We start from the raw sequence: 23,022 nt of genomic DNA on the forward strand, positions 1-23,022 counted from the left end.
GATGTTGGAACAAAAACCATTTCGAATGACCAAGCTCGCTTTTTTAGTCGGGCTAAGTTTCGCCGCGTCACCATTAACTTTGATGGCACAAGAAACTGAAGAAACCACAGCAGCGCAAGAAGAAGTTGTAGAGCTAGAGACCTACACAGCAGAAGGCCAAGTCGAAGATAGTATGGGGATTATGCCAACAGAGCCTGTTAAATCAGTATTTGGTTTTGGCAAAACAATTCTAGAAACTCCACGTGGCGTGACGTCTGTCAGCGCCGATATGATGGAAAACTACAACATCACAGACATTGATGATTTGGTACTGGTTTCCCCCGGAGCCTTCACCCAATCATTCTTTGGTGTGGCCGGTTCACTCGATGTACGCGGTACTCCTGGAGAAGTGTACTTTCGTGGCGTACGTCGGGTGAACAACCCCGGTAACTACCCAACTCCTATTGGCGCAACTGACCGAATTGATATTGTTCGCGGTCCAGCTTCGCCTATTTATGGCCCATCCAAAATTGGTGGTTATCTCAACTTCCAACCGAAGTCAGCCCGCGCTGAAACAGGTCAGTACCTTGAGAAACCCAAAGGTGGCATGTCGTATACCACAGGCACATGGGACAAAAGCATACTCACCGCCGAAGTGGGTGGCCCCGCCGAAGTTGGCGGTAAAAGCCTCGGTTACTACATCTATGCGGAAGTAGAAAACTCAGATAGCTATTACGAAAACACCAGCACCGACAATACCATTGTTCAAGCTTCATTCAATATGGACTTAACGCCCTCAACACGCATTGAATTTGGCGGTATGCACCATGATTTTGATGGTAACCAAGTTGCAGGTTGGAACCGCGTCACTCAAGATTTAATTGACCACGGCACCTATATCACAGGCAAGGCTCAATCGATTGACACCGACGGCGACGGGTATAATTCCACATCTGAGTTTCTCGATTGGCAAGGTAGTTTCTCAGAAGATTCAAATAACTTCTGGGTTCCGGCTTCGAGCGGTACTGATGCAGCAATGGATCCATTGTGGGCACTGGAAGACGTTGGCACCGCGAAGCTTAAAGGCGACCAAGTTCTAGTGGCCCCCGAAGATCGCTTAGAAACTGAAGTCAACACGCTATATTTCGACATTATTCATGAGTTTGATTCGGGTCTCACTATGACCAACAAATTCTTCTATGAAGAACTAGAAAACATCAACGAAAATGCCTATGGATTCTCTCAATTTGCAGACACCTTCGTTGTCGAAGATCAGCTCATCTTTGCCTATGAAACCGACCATAACGATTGGCTAAGTGGTGCTTATCAAGTATCGCCGAGTATTCGCTATACCGACTTTAAACACGGTGATGATTTCTTTTTCGAATATTTTGACCGCCGCGACTTAACAGGTCCTTCAACAGCACTAGACCGAAAATTACATGCAACGGTAGCTGATGAAGGATACTCAAGTTATACCGTAGGTGACTTCACAGACTATGGCTTGGCCTTCTTAGCCGACTTTTCTATCTACGAAAACCTAAACCTATTACTGGGTGCACGTTATGACTACGTAGATATGAGCAGCACCGAGAAAGTCAGTAAAACAGCGTTTGCCTCACCGACTGATCCAGATGAAAAAGCCGACGATTCGGATGATGGCGTATCTTGGACGGCAAGTATTTCATACACAACGCCTTGGGGCATTACGCCGTATGCGACAGTGTCTGAGCAAACCACCATCATCATGGGTCAAGGTTCAGAAATTTCAGTTGGAAACATTGAAGAAGGCAACGCTCTGGCCGATTCAGAACTGACTGAATTAGGTGTGAAAGCAAGCCTACTGGATGATCGCTTGTACATGTCAGCGGCCTACTTCAAACAAGAACGAACCAGTGTCAATGCTCAGGATCAGGTAAGTAATAACACCACCGAAAGTGAAGGTTACGAGTTTGAAGCACGCTTCTTGGCCACCGAGCAATTCACGGTGACAGGAGCATGGACTCACATTGAAGTCACGAACCTAACAGCGAAAGATTCGGGCACTCAATTTGGCTTCCAAGGTGCTGAAGACATGACGGGCATTAGCGATCCATCACTGTTTTACGGCTACGTTCAACAAGGCTTGTATCTCGTAAATAGTGACTCTGACGCCAGAAAAGCTGGGATTCCAGAGAACATGTACAGTTTGACAGGGGCCTATGATTTCCAAAATGGCTTCAATGCAAACGCCAGTGCAGTTCATGCTGAATCAACCTACTCGGGTTTCTCCAAATCAGTGAAGTTGCCGTCTTACACCGTACTCAATGCGGGTGTGAGCTACTCAACTGACGACTGGACCATTCGGGTTCAAGGCAAGAACTTGACCGACGAAGAGTATTTCCGTTCTAACTTCCCTGACTTGTTTGGTAGCACCATCGTGTTACCCGAATTACCTCGTCATTGGAGTGCAACGGCATCTTACCGCTTCTAAATCCCCGTTCATCTGATATCGGAACCCGGCAACGGGTTCCGAGCAACAGAGGTTTTACTATGTTTTTTCGTAAGCCCCTTAGCTTAGCCCTACTGGCCTCCGTCAGCCTCGCATTCAATGCTACGGCAATTGAGGACAGCCTTGATAAACAGCAAGCTATCGACACAAGTGCAGCAGTCAGCCAAAGCCGTATTGACTCGATGGTTGAACAAACCACCAGCGACCTTCAAAGCTACCGAATCGCTTCTCAGCGCTTAGAGAGTCTCACTATTTATAACCAGCAGATGGCCAAGCTGATCACATCTCAAGAACAAGAGATCAGCAGCATCAGTAGTCAAATTTCAGAAATCGACAACATCGAAACCGGCGCTCTGCCGTTGATGCTGAAAATGACAGACACGTTAGGACAACTACTCGAAGCCGACGTGCCTTTCTTAAAAGAAGAGCGCCAAGACAGGCTTGCAAACTTACAAAGCCTTATTGACCGCGCCGATGTCACCGCCGGCGAAAAATATCGTCGAATCATGGAAGCTTATCAGGTTGAAATGGAATACGGACGCACGATCGAAGCCTACCGAGGCGTGCTACTCAAAGGCGACACACCCAGAACGGTCGACTTCCTCCGCCTTGGCCGTGTTGGCCTGTATTACCAAACTCTCGATGGCAGCGAAAGCGGCCGTTGGAGCAACCACCTCAAACAATGGGAACTGCTCGACAGCACTTACCGTACCAGCATTCGAGACGGTTTAAGAATCGCCCGTAAACAAACACCACCAGAACTGTTAACCCTACCGGTTAGCAGTCCAGCAAGCTGAGGAGTACCGACGTGAAAAAGATTTCCTTCAACTACGCCGGATTGAGCCGTGCCAGCTTATTGGGCCTAAGCTTATTCATCAGTCCCAATCTTCAGGCTGATCCGCTCAAAGACTTGTACCTACAAGTTAGCCAAGAAGTCAGTGAAGAAGCCAATCACAACAGCGAGCGTGAGAAGAAGTTTAAGGCCGCTGCGGGCGAGCAAAAAGCCATGTTAGCTGAGGTTCAAACCGAACTTGCACGACAAGAGCAACTGCGCGAAGAGATGCAACAAACCTTCGATCTCAACGAAACTCAATTGGCCGACTTAAGCACTCAATTGGACCGACGTACAGGCAACCTCGGTGAGTTATTTGGTGTGTTTAGACAAATGGCGGGCGATACAGAGAAACTTCTATTTGACTCATTAATTAGTATTGAGTACCCCGAGCGAAAAGCTCAGATTGAAGCGTTAGCCGCCACCACAGAAGTGCCCACCATTGCGCAAATGCAGCAATTATGGGCAATGTCACTGCAAGAAATTTCTGAATCAGCAGGTGTGACTCGTTTCAATACCGAAGTGGTCAAACCCAGCGGTGAAGCTTACACAGCGGAAGTAACCCGTATTGGTACCTTCAACATTATTAGTGAAGACAAATACCTCAATTATTCCTCTGACACGCAACAACTGGTTGAATTGGCGCGCCAACCCGACAGCAGTTTACGCAGCACTGCAGGAGACTTAAGTCAAACCAGCGGCGGCACGCCAGTAGGGTTTGCTTTGGATCCATCGCGCGGTGCTTTGTTAGGCCTGCTGGTGCAATCTCCAAGTTTGGTAGAGCGAGTTCAGCAAGGTAAAAGCGTGGGTTACGCCATTATCGCAGTGGGTATCTTTGGCCTACTCGTGGTCATTGAGCGCTTAATCAAGCTCGCGTCGATCTCCAAGAAAATGGCGAAGCAGCGCAAGGATATGGAACATCCGTCCGATGACAATCCGTTGGGCCGTATGTTGCTTGCATACTACGAAAACAAACACCTTCAAGACTTAGATGTCATTGGCAAAAAACTTGAAGAAGTGGTGTTTAAAGATCTCGCTGAATTTCGCAGAGGCTTAGCCACCGTGAAGGTTTTAGCGGCCATAGCTCCGCTCATGGGGTTACTCGGAACGGTGACCGGAATGATCGGTACCTTCCAAGCGATTACGCTCTTTGGAACCGGCGACCCTAAACTTATGGCAGGCGGTATTTCACAAGCGCTGATCACCACAGTTGAAGGCCTATGCGTCGCTATTCCACTCTTGCTTGCGAGCACTATTTTAAGCAGTAGAGCACAGCAAATGAGCAAAGAAGTGGGCGAACAAGCCACGGGTATGGTCGCACAGAAAGCGGTAGATATCGCAAGTGCTAAGGCTTAACTCAAAGGAGTGCCAGCATGGATATTAATTCGTACTTACTCGACTTTCTGAATACCGGCGGCAACGTGCTGTGGGCCATTCTATTGGTCACCATCTGGCTGTGGTTTCTTATTTTCGAGCGCTATTGGTTTTTCTTTCGAGAATATAAAACCCAACAACAATCGAACGTAAAGCAGTGGCAGCAATGTGCAGATAAGTCATCTTGGATTGCAACGCAATACCGCAGGCAACTGCTGTCGGAGTTGGACTGCATGATGGCAAGGAATCTGAAGTTGATTACTGGGCTGATTGCACTGCTACCCATGCTTGGCTTGCTGGGTACCGTAACCGGCATGATTCAAGTGTTTGAAGTCATGGCTTATTTGGGATCTGGAAATCCAAGAGCGATGGCCAATGGGGTGAGTGCAGCCACCATTCCAACCATGGCCGGAATGGTCATTTCATTACTCGCAATTCCATTTGCCACCGAACTCGACCGCCGTTACCGCCGCGAAAAACGCGAAACAGCATCAGCGATGCCAACTTACAGTTAACTGAGCCACGCTCAGTTAACGCTTAAAGGTGAAACTGTATGAACGATAATTCGTTTTTTATGAACCAAGAAGAAGAAAGTCAGATTGATTTAACGCCCATGTTAGATGTGGTGTTTATCATGTTGATCTTCTTTATCGTCACCTCGACTTTCGTCAAAGAATCTGGCGTAGATGTGACGCGTCCCGATGCCGAAACAGCCGTTGTGACCGAGTCCAATAGCATTCAAATTGGCATTACCTCGGCCAATCAAGTGTTCATGGACAAGCGTCAAATCGACAAACGCGCCATTCGCGCAAACGTCGAGAAATCATTGGCTGAAAACCCAGGCGCTGCGGTCATTATTGTGGCGGATCAAGACTCCAATACAAGCACCTTGATTGACGTAATGGATCAAGCTCGATTGGCTGGCGCAACATCTGTGTCGGTGGCGTCGGAGGACAAGTAATGGTCATCAAGTATCTTAGCAGCCTTGTCGCGGCCATCATTTTTGGTGTGGCTGTGTTTATTGGCATGCAGCTACTGATCGCCAACGATGGTCTTTTTAAAAAGCCGGATCGCAACAATACCTACCTGAATTTTGTTCGGGTAGACGCGGCCAAAGATGATGTAAATACCAAAGACCGACGATTGCCCGATCCACCGCCGCCGCCTGAAACACCGCCCGATGCGCCAGATATGAGTCAGCAGTTTGCCAATGTGAATGCCAACTTGAATATGAACATGCCCAAAATTGGGGTGCCAATGAACAAAGGCTCTGGCCCGTTTCTTGGCACGTTGCAAGCAGGAAATGGAATGGCAGGTTTCGATACCGACGTAATTCCTGTGGTACGCGTGCCGCCTTCTTATCCGCGAGGAGCGAAAGCCGCCAAGTTAGAAGGTTACGTCACAATGGCCGTGACAATTCGCCCAGATGGCTCTGTCGCAGACGTAGAAGTGCTGGAGGAAAATCCTCCACGACTCTTTACCAAATCAGCGATTAGCGCCATGAAACGATGGAAGTTTCGACCCAAAATTGTGAACGGCAAGCCCACCTCACAACGCGCTCGGCAGACCATTGAATTTAAGCTGGGTAAATAAACACATCGCGGACGATTAGAGCGTCCGCGTCGCTAGGACATGAATATGAAGGTTCAAACTTACCTCCATCAGGCTGTCATCTATGCCACGCGCCGATTCGCAATACCCGCGATAACAGCAGGCATATTGATGACAACACCTGTGCTGGCTGCCCCCGATTCAGTCAGCCCAGGTACTTATGAAGAGTTGACCACAATCCAAGAGCAAATTGGCAATAATCAAATCGATGAAGCCAACTCGGCATTATTGGCCTTGCATTCCGAAGTTGAAGTCGGCTCTCTGGATGAAGCTCTCGTGTTGCAAATGCTCGGGTATACCGAAATGTCTCGCGACAATTACGCCAAAGCAGTGGACTACCTTAGGCGCGCTTTAGAGCTTAATCGCTTGCCCGAAAAGGTGAAGTACAACGTCGGCTACATGGTGGCGCAGCTCTACGCCGCCCAAGAAAAGTTTGATGATGCCTTAGGCTTTGCCAGTGAGTGGTTTAAAACGTTAGAAAAACCAACGCCGGATCAGTACGTTTTTATGGCGAATATCTTTGCCCAAACAGGCAACTATAAAGGCGCTATTCCTTATGTAAACCAAGCAATCTCAAGCGTGTCTGAGCCTAAAGAAAGTTGGTATCAATTGCTGATAGCGAGCAATTTTGAGCTCAAACAATACACGCAAGCAGCCGATGCACTGCGCGGCGCAATCCAACATTGGCCCAACAAGCCGTCTTACTGGGAACAGCTAGCCAGTGTTTATGTAGTACTGGACAATGAAAAGCGCGCATTGGCCACGCTTAGATTGGCTTGGAAACAAGGCGTTCTGGAAAAAGAAAACTCAGTTAAATCAATGGTACAGCTGGCGATTTCTCGCGGTATCCCCGAACACGGAGCTCGCCTACTAGAAAACGCTATGGCCAAAGAAGTGCTGCCCAGCAACGCCAAGTATTTAGACTTGTTAGCCAATGCATGGGTTGCCGCTAAAGAACAACAACAAGCCATTCAAGCATTTGAACAACTTGCTCAAGTCACAGGAAAAGGTGACCCCTATCTACAAATTGCCAACCTACATATTGAACAAGCTCAGTGGCAACAAGCGCAACGAGCATTGAGTCGCGCGCTCGATAAAAAATTGAAGGAGCCGGGCAAAGCTTGGTTGTTACTAGGGATCGCCTATACCGAACAAAAAGAATTTGGTGATGGCATGGACGCGTTCCGCAAAGCTCAAGCCTTTAGTGCCTCTGAACGACAGGCCAAGAACTGGCTGAAATATGCAGAAGACTTAAAGCGCCAACACAATTGGGTGATGCGCAATCAACAACAATCTACTCACTCGGCTTCCTAGTGACTTCGGCTCATAGTCAGCCGCGACAAGTTTCTAGTGTGAGCCAACAATGGAATATTTTAGGGAATTAGTATGCAGAACTCGTTCACAGCGCAGCTGCGCTTTGTATTTGGCGCGACCGTATTGGCGCTAATGTTTGGGTGTTCATCTACATCGCAACCCCACACAGCCCCCATTGAAGTTAAATTTGTGGTGGTCACCATGTTTGAGATTGGAGAAGACACAGGTGATAAAGCAGGCGAATTTCAATTGTGGAAAGAACGCCAGAAGCTCGATACTCGATTCGAGTTCAAGCATTCTCATCATGATCTGTACATGAATCAAGAGACTGGAGTGCTGGCAATGGTGACAGGTATTGGCACTGCTCATTCAGCCGGAGCTGCAATGGCGTTAGGCCTCGATCCTCGGTTTGATTTGTCCAAAGCGTACTGGCTCGTTGCTGGCATTGCAGGCATAGACCCCGAAGATGCTTCGATCGGATCGGCAGCATGGGCCGAATACTTGGTCGATGGTGATTTAGCCCATGAGATTGATGCCCGAGAAATACCAAGTGATTGGAATACGGGTTACTTTGCGCGCCACACAAGCAAACCCAACGATCCTAAGAAACCAACGCCCAAAGGTGAAGTGTTCCAGTTGAACGCCGAATTAACCGAATGGGCATTTCAACTGACCAAAGACATAGAGTTGCCTGACTTCGAAGGGCTAGAAGAAACACGCGCACTTTATACAAACCACCCTAACGCCCAAAAGAAACCATTCGTTTTAAAAGGCGACCAACTGGCTGCGATGACATTTTGGCATGGCGATTTACTCAATGACTGGGCCAATGATTGGGTACATTACTGGAGCGATGGCAATGGCGAATTTGTCACCTCAGCAATGGAAGATACCGGCACATTTATGTCGTTGAGTTTTCTGCACAACATCGGCAAAGTCGACAAAAATCGAGTGATGGTATTACGGACCGGAAGCAACTATACGGTGCCGCCACCGGGCGTGAGTGCCGTTGACAATTTGTTAGCTGAAAATGATGGCTACGCTGGGCTTGATGCTTCGTTGGAGTCGGCATACATCGTCGGTACAAAAGTCATGGATACAATTCTGGCAGACTGGTCTCACTATGCAGACCAAATCCCCAAGGTAAAGCCATGATTACTCCTTACGCCGAAACCGATCTCAGTGTATTTAGTTGGCGCCACAGTGCGCCAACACCGATCTCCGAAGGCCCAATTTCAGGTCTCAGGTTAGGCGTTAAAGATCTCTTTCATATTCATGGAATTCCAACGGGAGCGGGTAACCCAGATTGGCTTAAAAGCCATGCGATTCCTAATAACACATCCCCTGCGGTGCAAGAGTTACTCGACGCAGGAGCACTGCTCGTGGGTAAAACTCAAACCGATGAGTTGGCGTACAGCCTTAACGGTTGCAACTGTCATTATGGAACACCTGCCAATACCGCCGCATCAGGCCGTTTGCCCGGCGGTTCTAGTTCAGGTTCAGCGGTAGCCACTGCACTCAATCTCGTGGATATCGGTTTAGGCACCGACACGGGAGGGTCTATTCGCGTACCCGCCAGCTACAACGGCTTGTTTGGCATTCGCACTAGCCACGGCATCGTTTCAACACAGCACATGGTGCCACTGGCCCCCCGCTTCGATACCGTAGGCTGGATGTGCCGCAGTGCTGAGCACCTCTTTCAAGCAGGCAAGGTGCTGCTGCCCAACACGATTCGTTATGCCGAGCGACCCATTCGAGTCGCAGTGATAGAAGCAATGATGCATGGCAAGTCACTCTGGACTGAATCTTGTCAGACTTGGCTCAACCAACAACCACAACTCACTGCATTTCACCATGTGCTGTTAGAGCAAGACTGGTTAGAAGGCGCAAGTGACTGCTTTCGAACATTGCAAGGCCGAGATATTTGGCAAACCCATGGCGAATGGATCAACCAACATAACCCAACGTTTGGCCCCGACATTCAACAACGCTTAGATTGGGCTGCTAACATCAATGATGGGCAACACAATAAAGCTGAATCAACACTCAAGGATTATCAATCGGTCATTGCATCATGGTTTCATCATACCGATGTGCTCCTTCTGCCAACCACCCCAGGAGCCGCACCTAAACTCGATGCATCCAGCACAACGCTAGAGAACTACCGCAAGAAGTTAATGGGGTTAACAGCGATTGCCGGATTGGCTGGCTTACCTCAAGTTCATCTACCCGTATTGATGCAGGACGGCGCTCCTGCAGGTTTGTCTATTGTGGGACGGGCGGGTTCAGATCTGGCATTACTCGAACTCGTTCACCGCCTATTTCCATCCTCTCCATTAAAAAATAATAATCAAGGAGATGCGCATGCATAACAACATCGCCTTCACGGCTCCTCACCAAGGTGCTGCTGAGATTGGTTTAAATGTTTTAAAGCAAGGCGGCAATGCCGTTGACGCCATGGTTGCTGCTGCCGCCGCAATTTCTGTGCTTTATCCACATATGAATAGTCTGGCTGGAGACGGCTTTTGGCTCATTCAACGGCCCGGAGAAGCGCCTCGGGCAATTGATGCCAGTGGCACCGCCGCTAAAATGGCAACACCGCACTGGTATCAGCATCAAAACTTCCAGTCGATCCCCCCCCGAGGGGGGCCTGCGGCACTCACCATTGGCGGCACGCTAGACGGTTGGCGTTTAGCCCGCCAAATTATATCGGAAACGCATACTCCCGCGGAGTTGTCTGAGTTACTCGCACCTGCGGTGAATCTGGCTAAAAACGGTATTAAGGTCACAGAGAGTCTTGCCTCGGCCAGCCGCAAAGTTGAATCAGACATGAGCGGATTGCCATTATACAAAGCGCTCTTTATGCCGCTCAAGCAGCCCTTAATCACCGGACAAGTTTTCACAAACACGGCATTGGCCGAAACTTTAGAGCGATTGGCCAATGAGGGAACCGACACGTTTTATCGTGGAGAGCTGGCAGCGCACATCGCGGCTTCACTGGAGCAGCAAGGCAGTCCAATACGCTACAGTGATTTAGCCAATTATCATGCACAAGAAGTAACACCACTGTCGGTGGAATTGAAATCTGCCACCTTGTACAACCTTCCAGCGCCCTCTCAAGGGATCGCGTCATTACTTATTTTAGCCATTTACGACGCAATATTTGATCCCCAATGGACTGAGGCTGAACGGATTCATGGCCTCATTGAAGCCACTAAACGCGCTTTTATCATTCGCGATGCCGAAGTGACTGATCCAAGCCGTGTGAGTGAACATTGGCCGCAATTACTCTCGTCTGAAACGATCAAAAAATTGGCCGATGACGTGACGGCTCAAGCCCTACCTTGGCCTCATGTAGCGGAGCCCGGTGATACCGTTTGGATGGGCTGCACTGACGCTGACGGCACCATGGTAAGTTTTATTCAAAGTGTGTATTGGGAGTTTGGCTCGGGTGTGGTGATTCCAGGTACGGGACTAGTTTGGAATAATCGAGGCGCGAGCTTCAGCTTAGAGCCCAATCATATTAATTCTCTAGCGCCCGGCCTGAAGCCATTTCATACCTTGAACCCTGCAATGGCAATGCTCAACAATGGCCACCGAATGAGTTACGGCACCATGGGCGGAGAAGGACAACCTCAAACCCAAGCCGCGCTTCTTAGCCGATATTTATTTGATGGCATGGAGATCAACGCTGCCATTGCGAAAGACCGTTGGTTACTGGGTCGCACATGGGGTGAAACCGATCATGACTTAAAAATGGAACACGGTTTATACCAAGAATTCGCTGAAACACTTCAACACATGGGGCACACCATTCGCCCCGTGCCTGCATGCAATGAATTAATGGGGCACGCTGGCGCCATTATCCGCCATTCAAATGGAGCGTTAGAGGCGGCTTCTGATCCGCGCAGTGATGGCGCAGGCCTTATATCTAAAGTCGAGGCGCACCATTAATGGAACAGAATTTAGCCGACATCATCCAAGCTTGGTTGCCCATTGCCGCAGCAATGATCGGCACAGGAGTCGTTGCCGGGATCCTCGCAGGGCTATTGGGAGTGGGAGGCGGAATCGTCATCGTTCCGGTCTTTTATTTTGTATTACAGAGCATCGGCGTGCCGCAAGCCACTGCAATATTAGTGGCAACCGGTACATCCTTACTGGTCATTATACCCACCAGTCTTTCGTCTATTCGTGCTCACCACCAGCGTGGCAATATTGATTGGCCCTTAATCAAGCGCTGGGCACCAGCCATGATCATAGGCGTTATTGCAGGTAGCCAAACCGCATTGTTAGTTGATGGCGCATGGGTCAGTGGCTTGTTTGGGATTATTGCGATTTTGGTCGCCATGAACATGCTATTTCGAGCCAAGGCTGCACCATTGGCTCATCAACTTCCGCCAATGGCGGGGCAACGTGTGATGGCCACCTGTATCGGATTTTTTTCGGTGATGATCGGTATTGGTGGCGGCACTTTAGGCGTACCTACCCTCACCTCATGCAACTACCCTTCACACAGGGCAGTAGGCACTGCTGCGGTATTTGGTTTACTGATTAGCATTCCCGGTGCCATAACCATGTTGTTAGCACATACGCCGGCCACCGCGCCCGATGGAATGGTTGGCCTAGTCAATATTCCCGGTGCGTTGGCGATTATGCCATTAACCATACTTTTAGCCCCCTTTGGCGCTTGGATTGGCAGCAAGCTTGATGCGGTGCTGCTAAAGAAACTATTTGCTGTATTTTTGTGCATAAGCGGCGGTCGCATGCTGATGCAGTTGTTGGGAGCTTAATATGTCTAATTCATACTCGGTTGCAGATCATTTGTTGCAGCCTTTTTCACCCCCACCCCGGTTATTAATGGGGCCAGGGCCCATTACTGTTGACCCTCGAGTATTACGCGCCATGTCGGCACAATTGGTCGGTCAATACGATCCAACAATGACGCAATGCATGAACGACACCATGGCGTTGTATCGCGGTGTATTTCAAACTCAAAACGAATGGACATTACTGGTGGATGGTACATCTCGGGCCGGAATTGAAGCGGTATTGGTATCGTTACTTGAACCGGGCGAGAAAGTTCTAGTGCCGGTATTTGGGCGCTTTGGACATTTGCTCTGTGAAATTGCTGAACGCTGCGGTGCAGAAGTTCACAAAATAGAAACGGCATGGGGAGAAGTATTTAGCCCAGAGCAAATCGAGCAAGCCATCATTAAAGTTAAGCCTAAGGTACTTGCCATCGTGCAAGGTGACACTTCCACCACTATGCTGCAACCACTTGAGGATCTTGGAGAGATTTGTCAGCGCCACAACGTACTCATGTACTCAGATGCCACAGCATCAATTGGGGGCAATCCATTTAAGTCTGATGAATGGCAGCTCGATGCGGTTTCAGTGGGCCTGCAAAAATGTTTGTGTGGGCCATCGGGCAGCGCACCTATCACGCTGAGCGATCGTGCCGTTGACACCATTCGTCGCCGTAAACATGTCGAAGCAGGCATTCGAGCTCAGCATCACGTTGATGGTGCAGGGCAACGTATTGCCTCGAATTACTTTGATTTAGCCATGATCATGGATTACTGGGGCGACGAACGCCTCAACCATCACACCGAGGCCACCACGATGCTATACGGCGCACGCGAATGCGCCCGAATCTTAATGCAAGAAGGGATAGACAATGCGATTGCTCGTCATCAATTGCATGGAGACGCAATGGCGCAAGGCATTGCTGGTTTAAATCTCAAACTGTTTGGCGATCAAACTCATAAAATGACCAATGTGGTAGGCGTCTATATCCCAGACGCTGTGCAAGGAGAGTCGGTCAGGCACTCAATGTTAGAAGATTTTGGCATTGAAATTGGCACCTCATTTGGCCCCTTACATGGCAAAATTTGGCGCATTGGCACCATGGGATATAACGCCAGAAAAGATGCGGTGTTACAAACTCTCAGCGCTTTAGAAGCAGTGCTTCGTCAACATGGACACCACATGACTCCCAATGGCGGAGTCGATGCAGCCATGATCCGATACAAGAACCAGCCCAGTAGCAGTTGAGGAGGCATCCATGGATCTAAGCACAGCTTTACACAGCCAAGCGATGGCGCAACAAATTATGCAATGGTGCGATCAATTGGCTCAGATCAGCGCTAAGCCCAATGGCATCCATCGATTTTATCTAACCCCAGAGCACAAAGCTTGCAACCAACAAGTTGCAAAGTGGATGGAGCAAGCGGGGATGACCGCCTTTGAAGATGCCGCAGGAAACTTGGTGGGGCGACTGACCAGTGCTGTACCGAATGCCAAAACGCTCATGATTGGCTCGCACTTAGATACCATTCCAAATGCTGGGCGTTACGACGGAATTTTAGGCGTACTCTTACCTATTGCCGCAATTCGTCAGCTCAATAGTTTGGGCATTGAACTCCCCTATCATATTGATGTGTTGGGGTTTGGCGATGAAGAAGGAATTCGGTTTGGCTCCACGCTATTGGGCAGCAGAGCCGTTGCTGGAACATGGCAATCAGACTGGTGGCAGCTTGAAGATACCAATGGCGTAACGATGGCCGAAGCCTTTGAATCCTTTGGCCTTGAGCCCGACTCCATTGGCAAGGCCGCATACCTGCCCCAGCAATTAATTGGCTACCTTGAAGTTCATATCGAGCAAGGCCCTGTATTGGAGCAACAACAACTTGCTGTTGGCATTGTTTCTGCCATCGCAGGAGCCCGACGCTTTCAGATTCATTTTGAAGGCTTTGCCGGACACGCGGGAACGGTGCCAATGACGATGCGACAAGATGCATTGGTCGCTGCCGCCGAAGCTATATGCCAAATTGAAGCAATGGCTAAAACAGCAGGCATTGTCGCCACAGTGGGACACATTGAATGCCGTCCTAACGCAGTTAACGTGATACCCGGTTCCGTTCGGTTTTCGCTAGACATTCGCTCGGTGGATGACCACCAACGAGATTCAACTCTAGACTCCATTGAACAGCAACTGGATGAGATCTGCGCGAAGCGAAACCTTAAATGGCATTGGCATTCCATTCACGATGCAGCAGCCGTGCATTGCGCGCCTTGGTTAATGGAGCAACAACAGCAAACATTAGAAGCGCTTGAACAAGAGCCTCTTTGCCTAATGAGTGGCGCAGGACACGATGCGATGGCACTGGCTGAAATTACAGACATTGCCATGTATTTCGTGCGCTGCAAAGGTGGAATTAGTCACCACCCAGACGAATCCATTACAAAAGAAGATGTGGTTGTTGCGCTCGACACCCTGCGCACTGCACTGGTTCAATTCAGCCAACAAGAACGTTTCTCTCAAGTTTTGTAGTGGAGTCACCAACATCAGTTGTGAGAAATAGATGAATCTTTATGCATTTTTTGTTGACCACTGTGGCGGGTATAATTGCCCGTACATCATCGACGCGATTTAACCGTTGGCCTGCCTAGTTGTTTGAGAGCAAAGGAAAAATCTTCGATATCCTCCAGCTCCCGATCAACGATTCTGCCGCTGTGACTTCGCTTTAACACAAGCTCATTCGCAAACGGTGCGGGGATTGGATCAGACGCGGCCTGAACTGGCCCATCGGCCAGTACTTCGCCTAAATGACGCGAGCGGCGCACGCGTTCAGGAATAATTGCCGAATTGAGAAATTGCGGGGCAAAACGTTGCAGTACAGTTTTAAACACACAAGCGTGATCGAATATATTGTGCGCAACACTGCCAGGCTCAACATGTGGCGAAACAACAAATGCAGGCACGCGAACCCCATAAGTCTCTGCCTGAGGATGTGATAACGAGATTGGGGAAACACCATTAACAGGCGGATGACTTGAACCCGGAGCCCCCGGAGGCGAAACATGATCAGCAAAGCCGCCATGTTCATCGTAAGTAATAACAATCATGGTTGACTGCCATTCTGGCATCGCTTGAATTTTAGTGACCACCTCATGAATAAAGGCTTGCCCCCGCATCGTATCGGTTGGCGGTTGATCATCATTATTATTTTCGTCACTTGGAAACCCGGTGAAGTTTGGGTCGATAAATGTAACCGCGGGCAACTCAGTTAGTTCTTCTAACGGTCTGATACGTTCACTTTCCAGACGATAACGTTCAAACACCCTCAAAAATGTAATATCGCTTTCAAAAACATTCCACTCAACACCAACATGATCCAGCACGTCAAACAATGTTAATTCGTTAAGATAGCCAAAATCGTCAATAATCTCGTCATTGGTCAGAGACCGCGTGACACCACTGTAATAACAAGATCGGTTAGGATAAGTACCGGCTGGAACAGAGCTAAACCAATGATCACAAACAGCAAAATGTTCAGCAAAGTGCGCATACGTAGTCACTATATTCGGGGTTTGAAACCTCAGCACGCGCTGCGGGTCATTATTCAATCCGGCCTTATTAATCGAAGTGGTTCGCGCCAACTTTCTGGCATATTCAGAGGCAAAACCATCCATTGCTCCGTTATTGATTTGCTTCACAATCGATTTATGAACATGAGGTAAGTTAGGGAAAAACGCTCGATTGGGTCCCGCCAATGGCGTGGCAACAGATCCAGTTAAATCTCCACCCAACACTCGAGCGCGACCATCAAGCCCTTCAACATCGTCTCGTGCGCCGAAATCAGGATGAGAAAGGTAACCCAGCATATGATCAAATGAGCGATTTTCCATCATAATGAACACCAAATGGTCAATGTTTTGTAATCGTTCATTAGGTGTTACTGCGGCGAACTCTGGCTGCTCCCCAAGCGGCTGATCGAGTGGCCTAACAGGCTCAAGTGATTCTTCAATACCAACTGTAGCAGGGCGACGACGATTAAAGTCAGGATCGTGTGGCACGCTAAGCTGAGCAGGGTTAATGGTTGCAACAACAATTTCCGAACGGTTCGCTGCGATCCGATGAAAAACGTGATCGCGATTGGCAATTCGGGTCAACGTTGCCGCTAACAAGTCGCCGTAGGCAGCGCCATGCTCGTCAATCACTGCATATATCGCCTTGGGCAGTGATGTTTCCAGATCATCTGCGAATGCATTAAGCAGCGCTTCACCGCCTTCAGCCAGCAGCAACGCACCGAGCGTCAGAGTGCCGGCGGAAAGAATATCGAGATGCAAAGGCACATCAATATCCAAATCAATATCACTAATCGCCAACTTAAAATGTATCGCAGGTCTAATACTTCCAACTGTCAGGCGATCATAAGGTAAATCCCCACTGGGGGCATTTTGTTGCTGTGATATTTGGTTAAAAGCAATAAAACAAACCGCCTGAATTTCATCTAACTCTAGGCTAATCGGTCCAGCATTTCCTTGTAACTCAGTTAATCGGTAACTGGCTTTCATGGCTAAATCGGCGGGTTTATGAGGATTGAGGTTGGTGAGCAATGGGTAGCTCTCCAACAGGGCGCTTAACTGAGCAAGTAAAATATTGCGGATCGATGTCGTTAGATCGGCAGGTGCCGCCAATCGCAATAGTTTGTCTTTAACCTTGGGCTGGACTTCAAAGTACTCTGTTCGTAACTCCCTAATAAAGTCATCAGACAAAACCACGGTATCACGATGGGTTCTAAGTGCTATTCGGTCGCTGTTTTCACTCACGGCTGAGCTAAGCGCTTTGGCGACATCCCGCTGCAGCAGAATCAATACCTGCCCAACCAATTCTTCCAGCCCCATAATTTCAATATCGCCCGGCGCGAATGTCACACCGCCATCGAACTCAAGCGGTAACTCCTTCGTCATGCGTTCTATGCCAAGTTCTTTTGCTATTTCTCCTTCAAATTGTGCAACAGCCAAACCGTTTTCAACTTTTACCATCGGGCTAAGCGAGCGAAAAGCACCATTAAATGCCCGTAGCAGCATCTCATTATCAATACTGACGGTATTAGTACGTACCTGGCGTTCAACACGCACTACACAGGTCTGACAAATAACCCCAACCTCATTTGGGTTAATGAAGGTCACATCAATAATGTCATTTACATCAATGCCTTCGACCGACATTCTCGCCGGAGATAAGCTATTGCTATCTGCATGCAGGGTAACCCGACGAATTTGATCGCCATCTCGAACACTGATCACCACATCGACTGGAAGCGTTTCTTCAATGCGCTCAGGCGGATCTGTATCTTCGATCGGGTCAGAGGGGTCAAATGGATCAAAGGGAGCGAAAACAGTATTGCCAGGTACTATTGCTCGGGCTCCGTGCCTAGACTTATTCAATGCCTTAGTCACAAGATCAGCAGTTAGAGGCTGATTAATGGCTACGCTATCGATAGATGGCGCTTTAAGTGAAGGAGAACTTTTTGGGGGCGTTGGCGTTGCTATTATGGCCTCTTCACTTGTCAGCCGAGTCTCGGAAGTGATGGGTATTCTGGGTTCAATTGATGCAAATGCCTCTTGTTCAACAGGGATACTGTGACTGGCATTCAGTAGTGAGATGTTCAGCCATTGGTGAGCCCGTAACATCACTTCAACAGCACAGTCAGGCGTCGCCCTGAATGAAAACCGGTGATGTTCACCGGGGCGCAACGTCAATTGAGTTAACCTCATTGTGACATCATCAGACACCAATTGTGATGCTCTTTGTTCATCACTAATCACAACGTCAACATCATTTAACGTGGCGGGTTTGAACTTGGCGGCAAGCTTATTTTTTGCAGACATACGCAGGTAATCTCCATTTACCAAACCATTTACACGGCTTGATGATTAAACGGGAACAGCGATAAAAGCCCAGACAAATTTATGAAATGGTTAAATAAAAACAGATAAAATATAAGGCAGGAGAAGTCGGTAAGTAATGACTTCTTTGTAATGCAACGGCGGCATATCCATAAGCCGTTTTCCTTTGCTCTAATTAATAGTAGGTATGGCTTTCACAAACTGTCAATAAATCCAACCAAATTGCATTGGTTAAATCATGCATGGCTTTTCGCTTTCTTGAAAGGGTTACCCACTAGAACTGGTGAAGGGCACCACAGAGCTCCATGTACAAACTTGTAAAGACTGGCTTACCCATTTTCCAAGGTTTCTTGATACTCTGACAGAGTCGGAATTTTTTGCTTTGTGATACACTTCGCCCATGCTTATCTCCTTCGCAACCCCCATTAGCACTAGATGACATACATGCCTCCTATTTGAACTGGCTAAAATTTTGTGGCCCTGAGCAAGTAAAAAACATGAGGGTTTCAGAGGGGGGGGTGACCAAGGTAACAACGAGGGGCAACTTAAAAACCTTATTACTGGTTGGTTTTATTAGTGTATTTGGAAATGATGACGTTATGGCTTTAATAATTCTCGACAGTTGCATTAACTGCGACATGTGTGAACCTGAGTGTCCGAATGATGCCATCGCTCTGGGCGATGAAATTTATGAAATCGACCCCGATCGCTGCACCGAATGTGTGGGACATTATGACAAGCCTACGTGTGAGTCAGTTTGCCCAATCGACTGTATTGAAGTGGATCAAAGCCGAATAGAAACAGAAGACCAACTGCTTGATAAGTTTTATAAACTTCACGGTTAAATAGCAATTGCCAGTACCTGCATTGGTAAACTTTGCCAATCCCCCATACACTAAGACCATCACTTCATAACCTGCATGGAATTATGGGTTATCTCTCTACTTTAAGTTTTGTGGCGGCCGGTGGTGCCATCGGTGCATGTTTGCGCTTTTTGATCTCGGAATTTAGTTTAGCGATGTTTGGTCGGGGCTTTCCTTATGGCACGCTAACGGTCAATATCATTGGCTCGTTTTGCATGGGCGCGATGTTCATTGCTTTAGAGCAGTCACAGATCCCAGGAAGCCCTTGGCGCGCACTCATTTCAGTGGGCATGTTGGGTGCCCTCACCACATTTTCTACATTTTCGATGGATAATCTTGCCCTGCTCCAGCAAGGCGCAATCGTTAAATTGGCGCTGAATATAATATTGAACGTGTCGCTATGTTTTGCTGCTGTGGCGGCCGGCTACTACTTGTTCCAAAAATCTCCAGTGAGCTAAACATGTACAAAATGATTTTAGTGCCCGTTGATTTAACCGCGCCGAGTCGGGCACTGCTGCAACGTGCTGTTGATTTTGCAAATACCTGCAACGCGTCTATTCATGTGACTTATGTTGAGCCTGGGGTGAGTAACTACTCGCTGGAAGACATCGAAATTGAGCTAGAATCTGTTCATGAAGCAAATCAGCAAAAACGACTGCAACAGCTCAGAGACTTGTGTGCCGATCTTCCCATCCCCCCCGAGCACATTTACATGACTCAGGGCAATGTTGCGGGGCACCTAATTCAACTCGCGAGCGCCATTCACGCTGATTTAGTGATCATGGGTGAGCATCATTCATTTTGGCACATGCAACACATCAATCGGCAAGTTGAAAAGAAGCTCAATTGCGACCTGCTCACAATGGTGCTTTAACGATCAATCGGCGTTGATTCAGCTTCTGTTCATCTGATCACGCAACAAACACGTTTTTGAGCTGTCCATAATTAATACAGAAACATTCAATCTTTCGTTCACTCAATATCCTGCTCTAAGGAGTCGACAAATGAAGTCTGCAATGAAAACCTTCGTTATTGCTGCGATTGGCATTGGAATGATCACATTATCAGGTGTGATTAATGCCGAGGAAGCCGATGTAAGCTTTGATCAACTCACCCGGGTTCAAAGCGATAAAGTACGTGGGCTCTATGTAAAGCCCGGCGCGGATTTTTCTCATTACGATGCTGTAATGCTCGATGACGCAACAGTCTCTTACCGCAAGAGCGTGTTGAGAACGAATAGCAGTGTAAGCCGCTCAGAAATGAAAAGGCGGATGGATAGAGCCTCAGAAAAGTTGAGCGAATCGTTCGGTGAACTTTATGCCGAAGAGATGAACGAATTAGGTACGTATAAGGTTGTGGATGCGGCGGGTGAAAATGTTTTAAGACTCTCGCCTTCCATTATCAATTTGTATTTGGCGAACCCCGATCCAATGAGGGCTTCAGGCAACACCAAAATTTATGCAGAATCAGCAGGCGAAATGACGCTAGTGATGGAAGTTAGAGATTCTCAGTCGGGTGAAATTCTTGCCCGAATTGTCGATCCACGTCAAGCAACGGACTGGAATCGCATGGAATGGCAAACCAGTGTCACCAATGCGCGTGAGAGTCGAAAAATCATTAAGCGTTGGGCGAAGGTGATGAGCGAAGGTTTGCTTGAATCTGCGCAGCAACCCGCGCAACCTTAATCCTGTTGATGGTAAAAAAAACGCGGCTCTGGGCCGCGTTTTTCAGTTCCCTTCCTACCCATTAAAACGATGTTCGTTTGTAATTACGATATTCAGGTGACCAAAAGTTACCTTCAATCGCGGCCAACAACACCTCGTCATCGGTTTCTAACGCGACTCCATCAGCCATTGCAGCCTTAGCTACGGCAAACGCAATGGAGCGACTCACCTCTTGAATCGATTCTAACGGTGGCAACAAGGGCCCTTCACCGTTCAAAGCCAATGGTGAACATTCGGCAAGTGCTCGACTCGACGCCATGAGCATATTCTCGGTCACTCGGTTAGCTCCAGCAGCCAATACACCTAAGCCAATTCCCGGAAAAATATAACTGTTGTTACATTGGGCAATTTCTATTTTTTGGTCATTATGCACCACTGGCGCAAATGGACTGCCTGTGGCAACGAGTGCGCGTCCGTCGGTCCAGTGAATGACATCAACCGGACGTGCTTCAACACGACTCGTAGGATTTGACAATGGCATTACAATTGGGCGTTCACAATGCTGAGCCATTGTTTTGATCACTTGTTCTGTGAACAAGCCTGGCGCCCCCGACACCCCAATCAAAACCGTGGGCTTGCCATGACTCATAACATCAACCAGCGACACGCTGGCAAAATCTACCTTCCAGTCACTCAGGCTTTCTTTGCGTTGTACCAGCTTTTGTTGGAATGGCAGCAAGTTGAGCATGTCATCCAACAGCAGCCCCCAACGATCCACCATGTAGACTTGCGATCGCGCTTTTTCATCCGACAACCCTTCTGCAACCATTTGCGCAATAATCGCTTCGGCAATACCACAGCCGGCTGATCCCGCGCCCAAGAAGCAAATCCGTTGTTCGCGAAGCTGCCCCCCCGCGGCCTTACATGCAGCGAGCAAAGAGCCCACGGTTACCGCTGCGGTGCCTTGAATATCATCATTAAAACAACAAATGTCGTTTTTATAACGTTCAAGAATTGGCATTGCGTTGTTTTGCGCAAAATCTTCAAACTGAACCAACGCGTCCGGCCACCGCACTTTCACAGCTCGGATAAATTTCTCAACAAACTCGGTATATTCATCACCAGAAATTCGCTCATGACGCCAACCTAAATACATAGGATCATCTAGGCGTTGTGGGTTATTGGTACCCACATCAAGCACAATAGGTAGCGTGTAGGCTGGACTAATACCACCACAAGCGGTGTACAAAGAAAGTTTGCCAATTGGGATTCCCATGCCTCCGATACCTTGATCACCCAAGCCAAGAATACGCTCGCCGTCAGTCACAACAATCACCTTCACGTTATGACGCGTTGCATTGTTTAAAATGTCGTCAATTCGGTCTCGGTCGGGATAAGAGATAAACAGCCCGCGTGCTCGACGATAAATATCAGAGAACATTTCACACGCATGCCCCACAGTTGGGGTGTAAATAATGGGCATCATTTCAGTGATATGGTCGTTCACTAAACGGTAAAAGAGGGTTTCGTTAGTATCTTGAATGTTGCGTAGATAAATATGTTTATCAACATCCGATTCAAAGCCTCGAAATTGCTTGTATGCACGTTTTTCTTGGGCTTCAATCGTTTCGATATCACTCGGTAACAGCCCTTCTAAATTAAAGTCTCTGCGCTCTTGTTCGGTAAATGCACTACCTTTATTGAGCAGTGATGTTTCAAGCAACACGGGTCCGGCATATGGGATATACAGCGGACGTTTTTTCTCATCCATAAACTTATCTGCGCTCTGAGTGGTATGATTTCAGCGAACCCCATTGTACGCAGCCCACTCACATTTTCGCTACCCCTGCGATACATCTACATGGCAACACCTTGGTAATCGAGCCATAAAGATGTAACACCATGATGAAATGTTGTGATCCACATATAATAATTTGGGGCAGATCAATTGAAGCACTCAGCAAAAAGTGATCTAGATCACGTAACATGTCAAATTACCCGCCCACGAACGTTAACATTTGCAACAGAATATTCACCTGGCACGAACTAGATTGAACAGCGGTTTATGTTGCCACTTTGCATTTTTACCATGCATTCATCCACGCGTTAAACAACCCTTTACCACTCATTAACAATACATTCACAAGCCACTGATAGTTATAACTTTTATTCCAATTGAACTTAATCCCAGAGATG

At 48.1% G+C, this 23,022-nt stretch carries 19 protein-coding genes; 17 read left to right on the forward strand and 2 right to left on the reverse strand.

Features of this window, described 5'->3' with window-relative positions:
* Nucleotide 1 precedes the first annotated feature (1 nt).
* The 13 genes from NAF29_RS11165 (at nucleotide 2) to NAF29_RS11225 (ending at nucleotide 14,934) form a co-directional block, all read left to right on the forward strand.
* On the forward strand, nucleotides 2–2,452 hold the full coding sequence (locus NAF29_RS11165) for a TonB-dependent siderophore receptor (protein WP_251261646.1): 2,451 nt from the start codon (nucleotides 2–4) through the stop codon (nucleotides 2,450–2,452).
* 59 nt (nucleotides 2,453–2,511) lie between these two features.
* Nucleotides 2,512–3,267, forward strand: coding sequence for a DUF3450 domain-containing protein (locus tag NAF29_RS11170; RefSeq protein ID WP_251261647.1), 756 nt, complete (start codon nucleotides 2,512–2,514; stop codon nucleotides 3,265–3,267).
* Nucleotides 3,268–3,278: 11 nt separating this feature from the next.
* Entirely contained in the window at nucleotides 3,279–4,658 is a 1,380-nt protein-coding gene (locus tag NAF29_RS18420) for a MotA/TolQ/ExbB proton channel family protein (RefSeq protein WP_251261648.1), read from the forward strand.
* A gap of 17 nt (nucleotides 4,659–4,675) precedes the next feature.
* The gene (locus NAF29_RS11180; protein WP_251261649.1) at nucleotides 4,676–5,191 is read left to right on the forward strand and encodes a MotA/TolQ/ExbB proton channel family protein; all 516 of its coding nucleotides are present in this window, start codon (nucleotides 4,676–4,678) and stop codon (nucleotides 5,189–5,191) included.
* A 38-nt stretch (nucleotides 5,192–5,229) separates the two neighbouring features.
* Nucleotides 5,230–5,637 carry an ExbD/TolR family protein gene (locus NAF29_RS11185; protein ID WP_251261650.1) on the forward strand — a complete coding sequence of 136 codons (408 nt, stop codon included), beginning with the start codon at nucleotides 5,230–5,232 and terminating at the stop codon, nucleotides 5,635–5,637.
* Nucleotides 5,637–6,269: an energy transducer TonB gene (locus NAF29_RS11190; RefSeq protein ID WP_251261651.1), complete on the forward strand. Its 633-nt coding sequence runs from the start codon at nucleotides 5,637–5,639 to the stop codon at nucleotides 6,267–6,269. Before NAF29_RS11185 ends, NAF29_RS11190 begins: the two co-directional genes overlap by 1 nt.
* 45 nt (nucleotides 6,270–6,314) lie before the next feature.
* Nucleotides 6,315–7,601: a tetratricopeptide repeat protein gene (locus NAF29_RS11195; protein WP_251261652.1), complete on the forward strand. Its 1,287-nt coding sequence runs from the start codon at nucleotides 6,315–6,317 to the stop codon at nucleotides 7,599–7,601.
* Nucleotides 7,602–7,673: 72 nt separating this feature from the next.
* Complete coding sequence (locus NAF29_RS11200; protein WP_251261653.1) at nucleotides 7,674–8,756, forward strand: purine nucleoside permease; 1,083 nt, start codon at nucleotides 7,674–7,676, stop codon at nucleotides 8,754–8,756.
* Nucleotides 8,753–9,973 (forward strand): amidase, encoded by a 1,221-nt coding sequence (locus NAF29_RS11205; RefSeq protein WP_251261654.1) that lies wholly within the window; start codon nucleotides 8,753–8,755, stop codon nucleotides 9,971–9,973. Before NAF29_RS11200 ends, NAF29_RS11205 begins: the two co-directional genes overlap by 4 nt.
* Nucleotides 9,966–11,555 carry a gamma-glutamyltransferase family protein gene (locus tag NAF29_RS11210; RefSeq protein WP_251261655.1) on the forward strand — a complete coding sequence of 530 codons (1,590 nt, stop codon included), beginning with the start codon at nucleotides 9,966–9,968 and terminating at the stop codon, nucleotides 11,553–11,555. Before NAF29_RS11205 ends, NAF29_RS11210 begins: the two co-directional genes overlap by 8 nt.
* A complete protein-coding gene (locus NAF29_RS11215; protein ID WP_251261656.1) occupies nucleotides 11,555–12,391 on the forward strand; it encodes a sulfite exporter TauE/SafE family protein in 837 nt (278 codons plus the stop codon). The genes NAF29_RS11210 and NAF29_RS11215 overlap by 1 nt, the downstream gene beginning before the upstream one ends.
* Before the next feature lies 1 nt (nucleotide 12,392).
* On the forward strand, nucleotides 12,393–13,655 hold the full coding sequence (locus NAF29_RS11220) for a pyridoxal-phosphate-dependent aminotransferase family protein (RefSeq protein WP_251261657.1): 1,263 nt from the start codon (nucleotides 12,393–12,395) through the stop codon (nucleotides 13,653–13,655).
* 10 nt (nucleotides 13,656–13,665) lie between these two features.
* Nucleotides 13,666–14,934, forward strand: coding sequence for an allantoate amidohydrolase (locus tag NAF29_RS11225; protein WP_251261658.1), 1,269 nt, complete (start codon nucleotides 13,666–13,668; stop codon nucleotides 14,932–14,934).
* Between the two features lie 86 nt (nucleotides 14,935–15,020).
* Here the strand turns inward: NAF29_RS11225 and NAF29_RS11230 are convergent, their stop codons facing one another.
* On the reverse strand, nucleotides 15,021–18,281 hold the full coding sequence (locus NAF29_RS11230; RefSeq protein ID WP_251261659.1) for an alkaline phosphatase family protein: 3,261 nt from the start codon (nucleotides 18,279–18,281) through the stop codon (nucleotides 15,021–15,023).
* A 617-nt stretch (nucleotides 18,282–18,898) separates the two neighbouring features.
* On the opposite strand from NAF29_RS11230, the gene NAF29_RS11235 reads away from it, so the two are divergent.
* From NAF29_RS11235 to NAF29_RS11250, 4 genes are all read left to right on the forward strand, one after another.
* Entirely contained in the window at nucleotides 18,899–19,144 is a 246-nt protein-coding gene (locus tag NAF29_RS11235; RefSeq protein WP_251261660.1) for a YfhL family 4Fe-4S dicluster ferredoxin, read from the forward strand.
* 83 nt (nucleotides 19,145–19,227) lie between these two features.
* Nucleotides 19,228–19,620, forward strand: a complete 393-nt coding sequence (crcB, locus tag NAF29_RS11240) for a fluoride efflux transporter CrcB (protein ID WP_251261661.1) — start codon at nucleotides 19,228–19,230, stop codon at nucleotides 19,618–19,620.
* 2 nt (nucleotides 19,621–19,622) lie between these two features.
* The gene (locus NAF29_RS11245) at nucleotides 19,623–20,036 is read left to right on the forward strand and encodes a universal stress protein (protein WP_251261662.1); all 414 of its coding nucleotides are present in this window, start codon (nucleotides 19,623–19,625) and stop codon (nucleotides 20,034–20,036) included.
* Nucleotides 20,037–20,166: 130 nt separating this feature from the next.
* Nucleotides 20,167–20,847: a DUF3313 family protein gene (locus NAF29_RS11250; protein ID WP_251261663.1), complete on the forward strand. Its 681-nt coding sequence runs from the start codon at nucleotides 20,167–20,169 to the stop codon at nucleotides 20,845–20,847.
* 61 nt (nucleotides 20,848–20,908) lie between these two features.
* Here the strand turns inward: NAF29_RS11250 and NAF29_RS11255 are convergent, their stop codons facing one another.
* Nucleotides 20,909–22,597, reverse strand: coding sequence for an NAD-dependent malic enzyme (locus tag NAF29_RS11255; RefSeq protein WP_251261664.1), 1,689 nt, complete (start codon nucleotides 22,595–22,597; stop codon nucleotides 20,909–20,911).
* Between the last annotated feature and the right edge of the window lie 425 nt (nucleotides 22,598–23,022).

Origin of the sequence: Echinimonas agarilytica, assembly GCF_023703465.1 — a bacterium.
GTDB lineage: Bacteria > Pseudomonadota > Gammaproteobacteria > Enterobacterales > Neiellaceae > Echinimonas > Echinimonas agarilytica.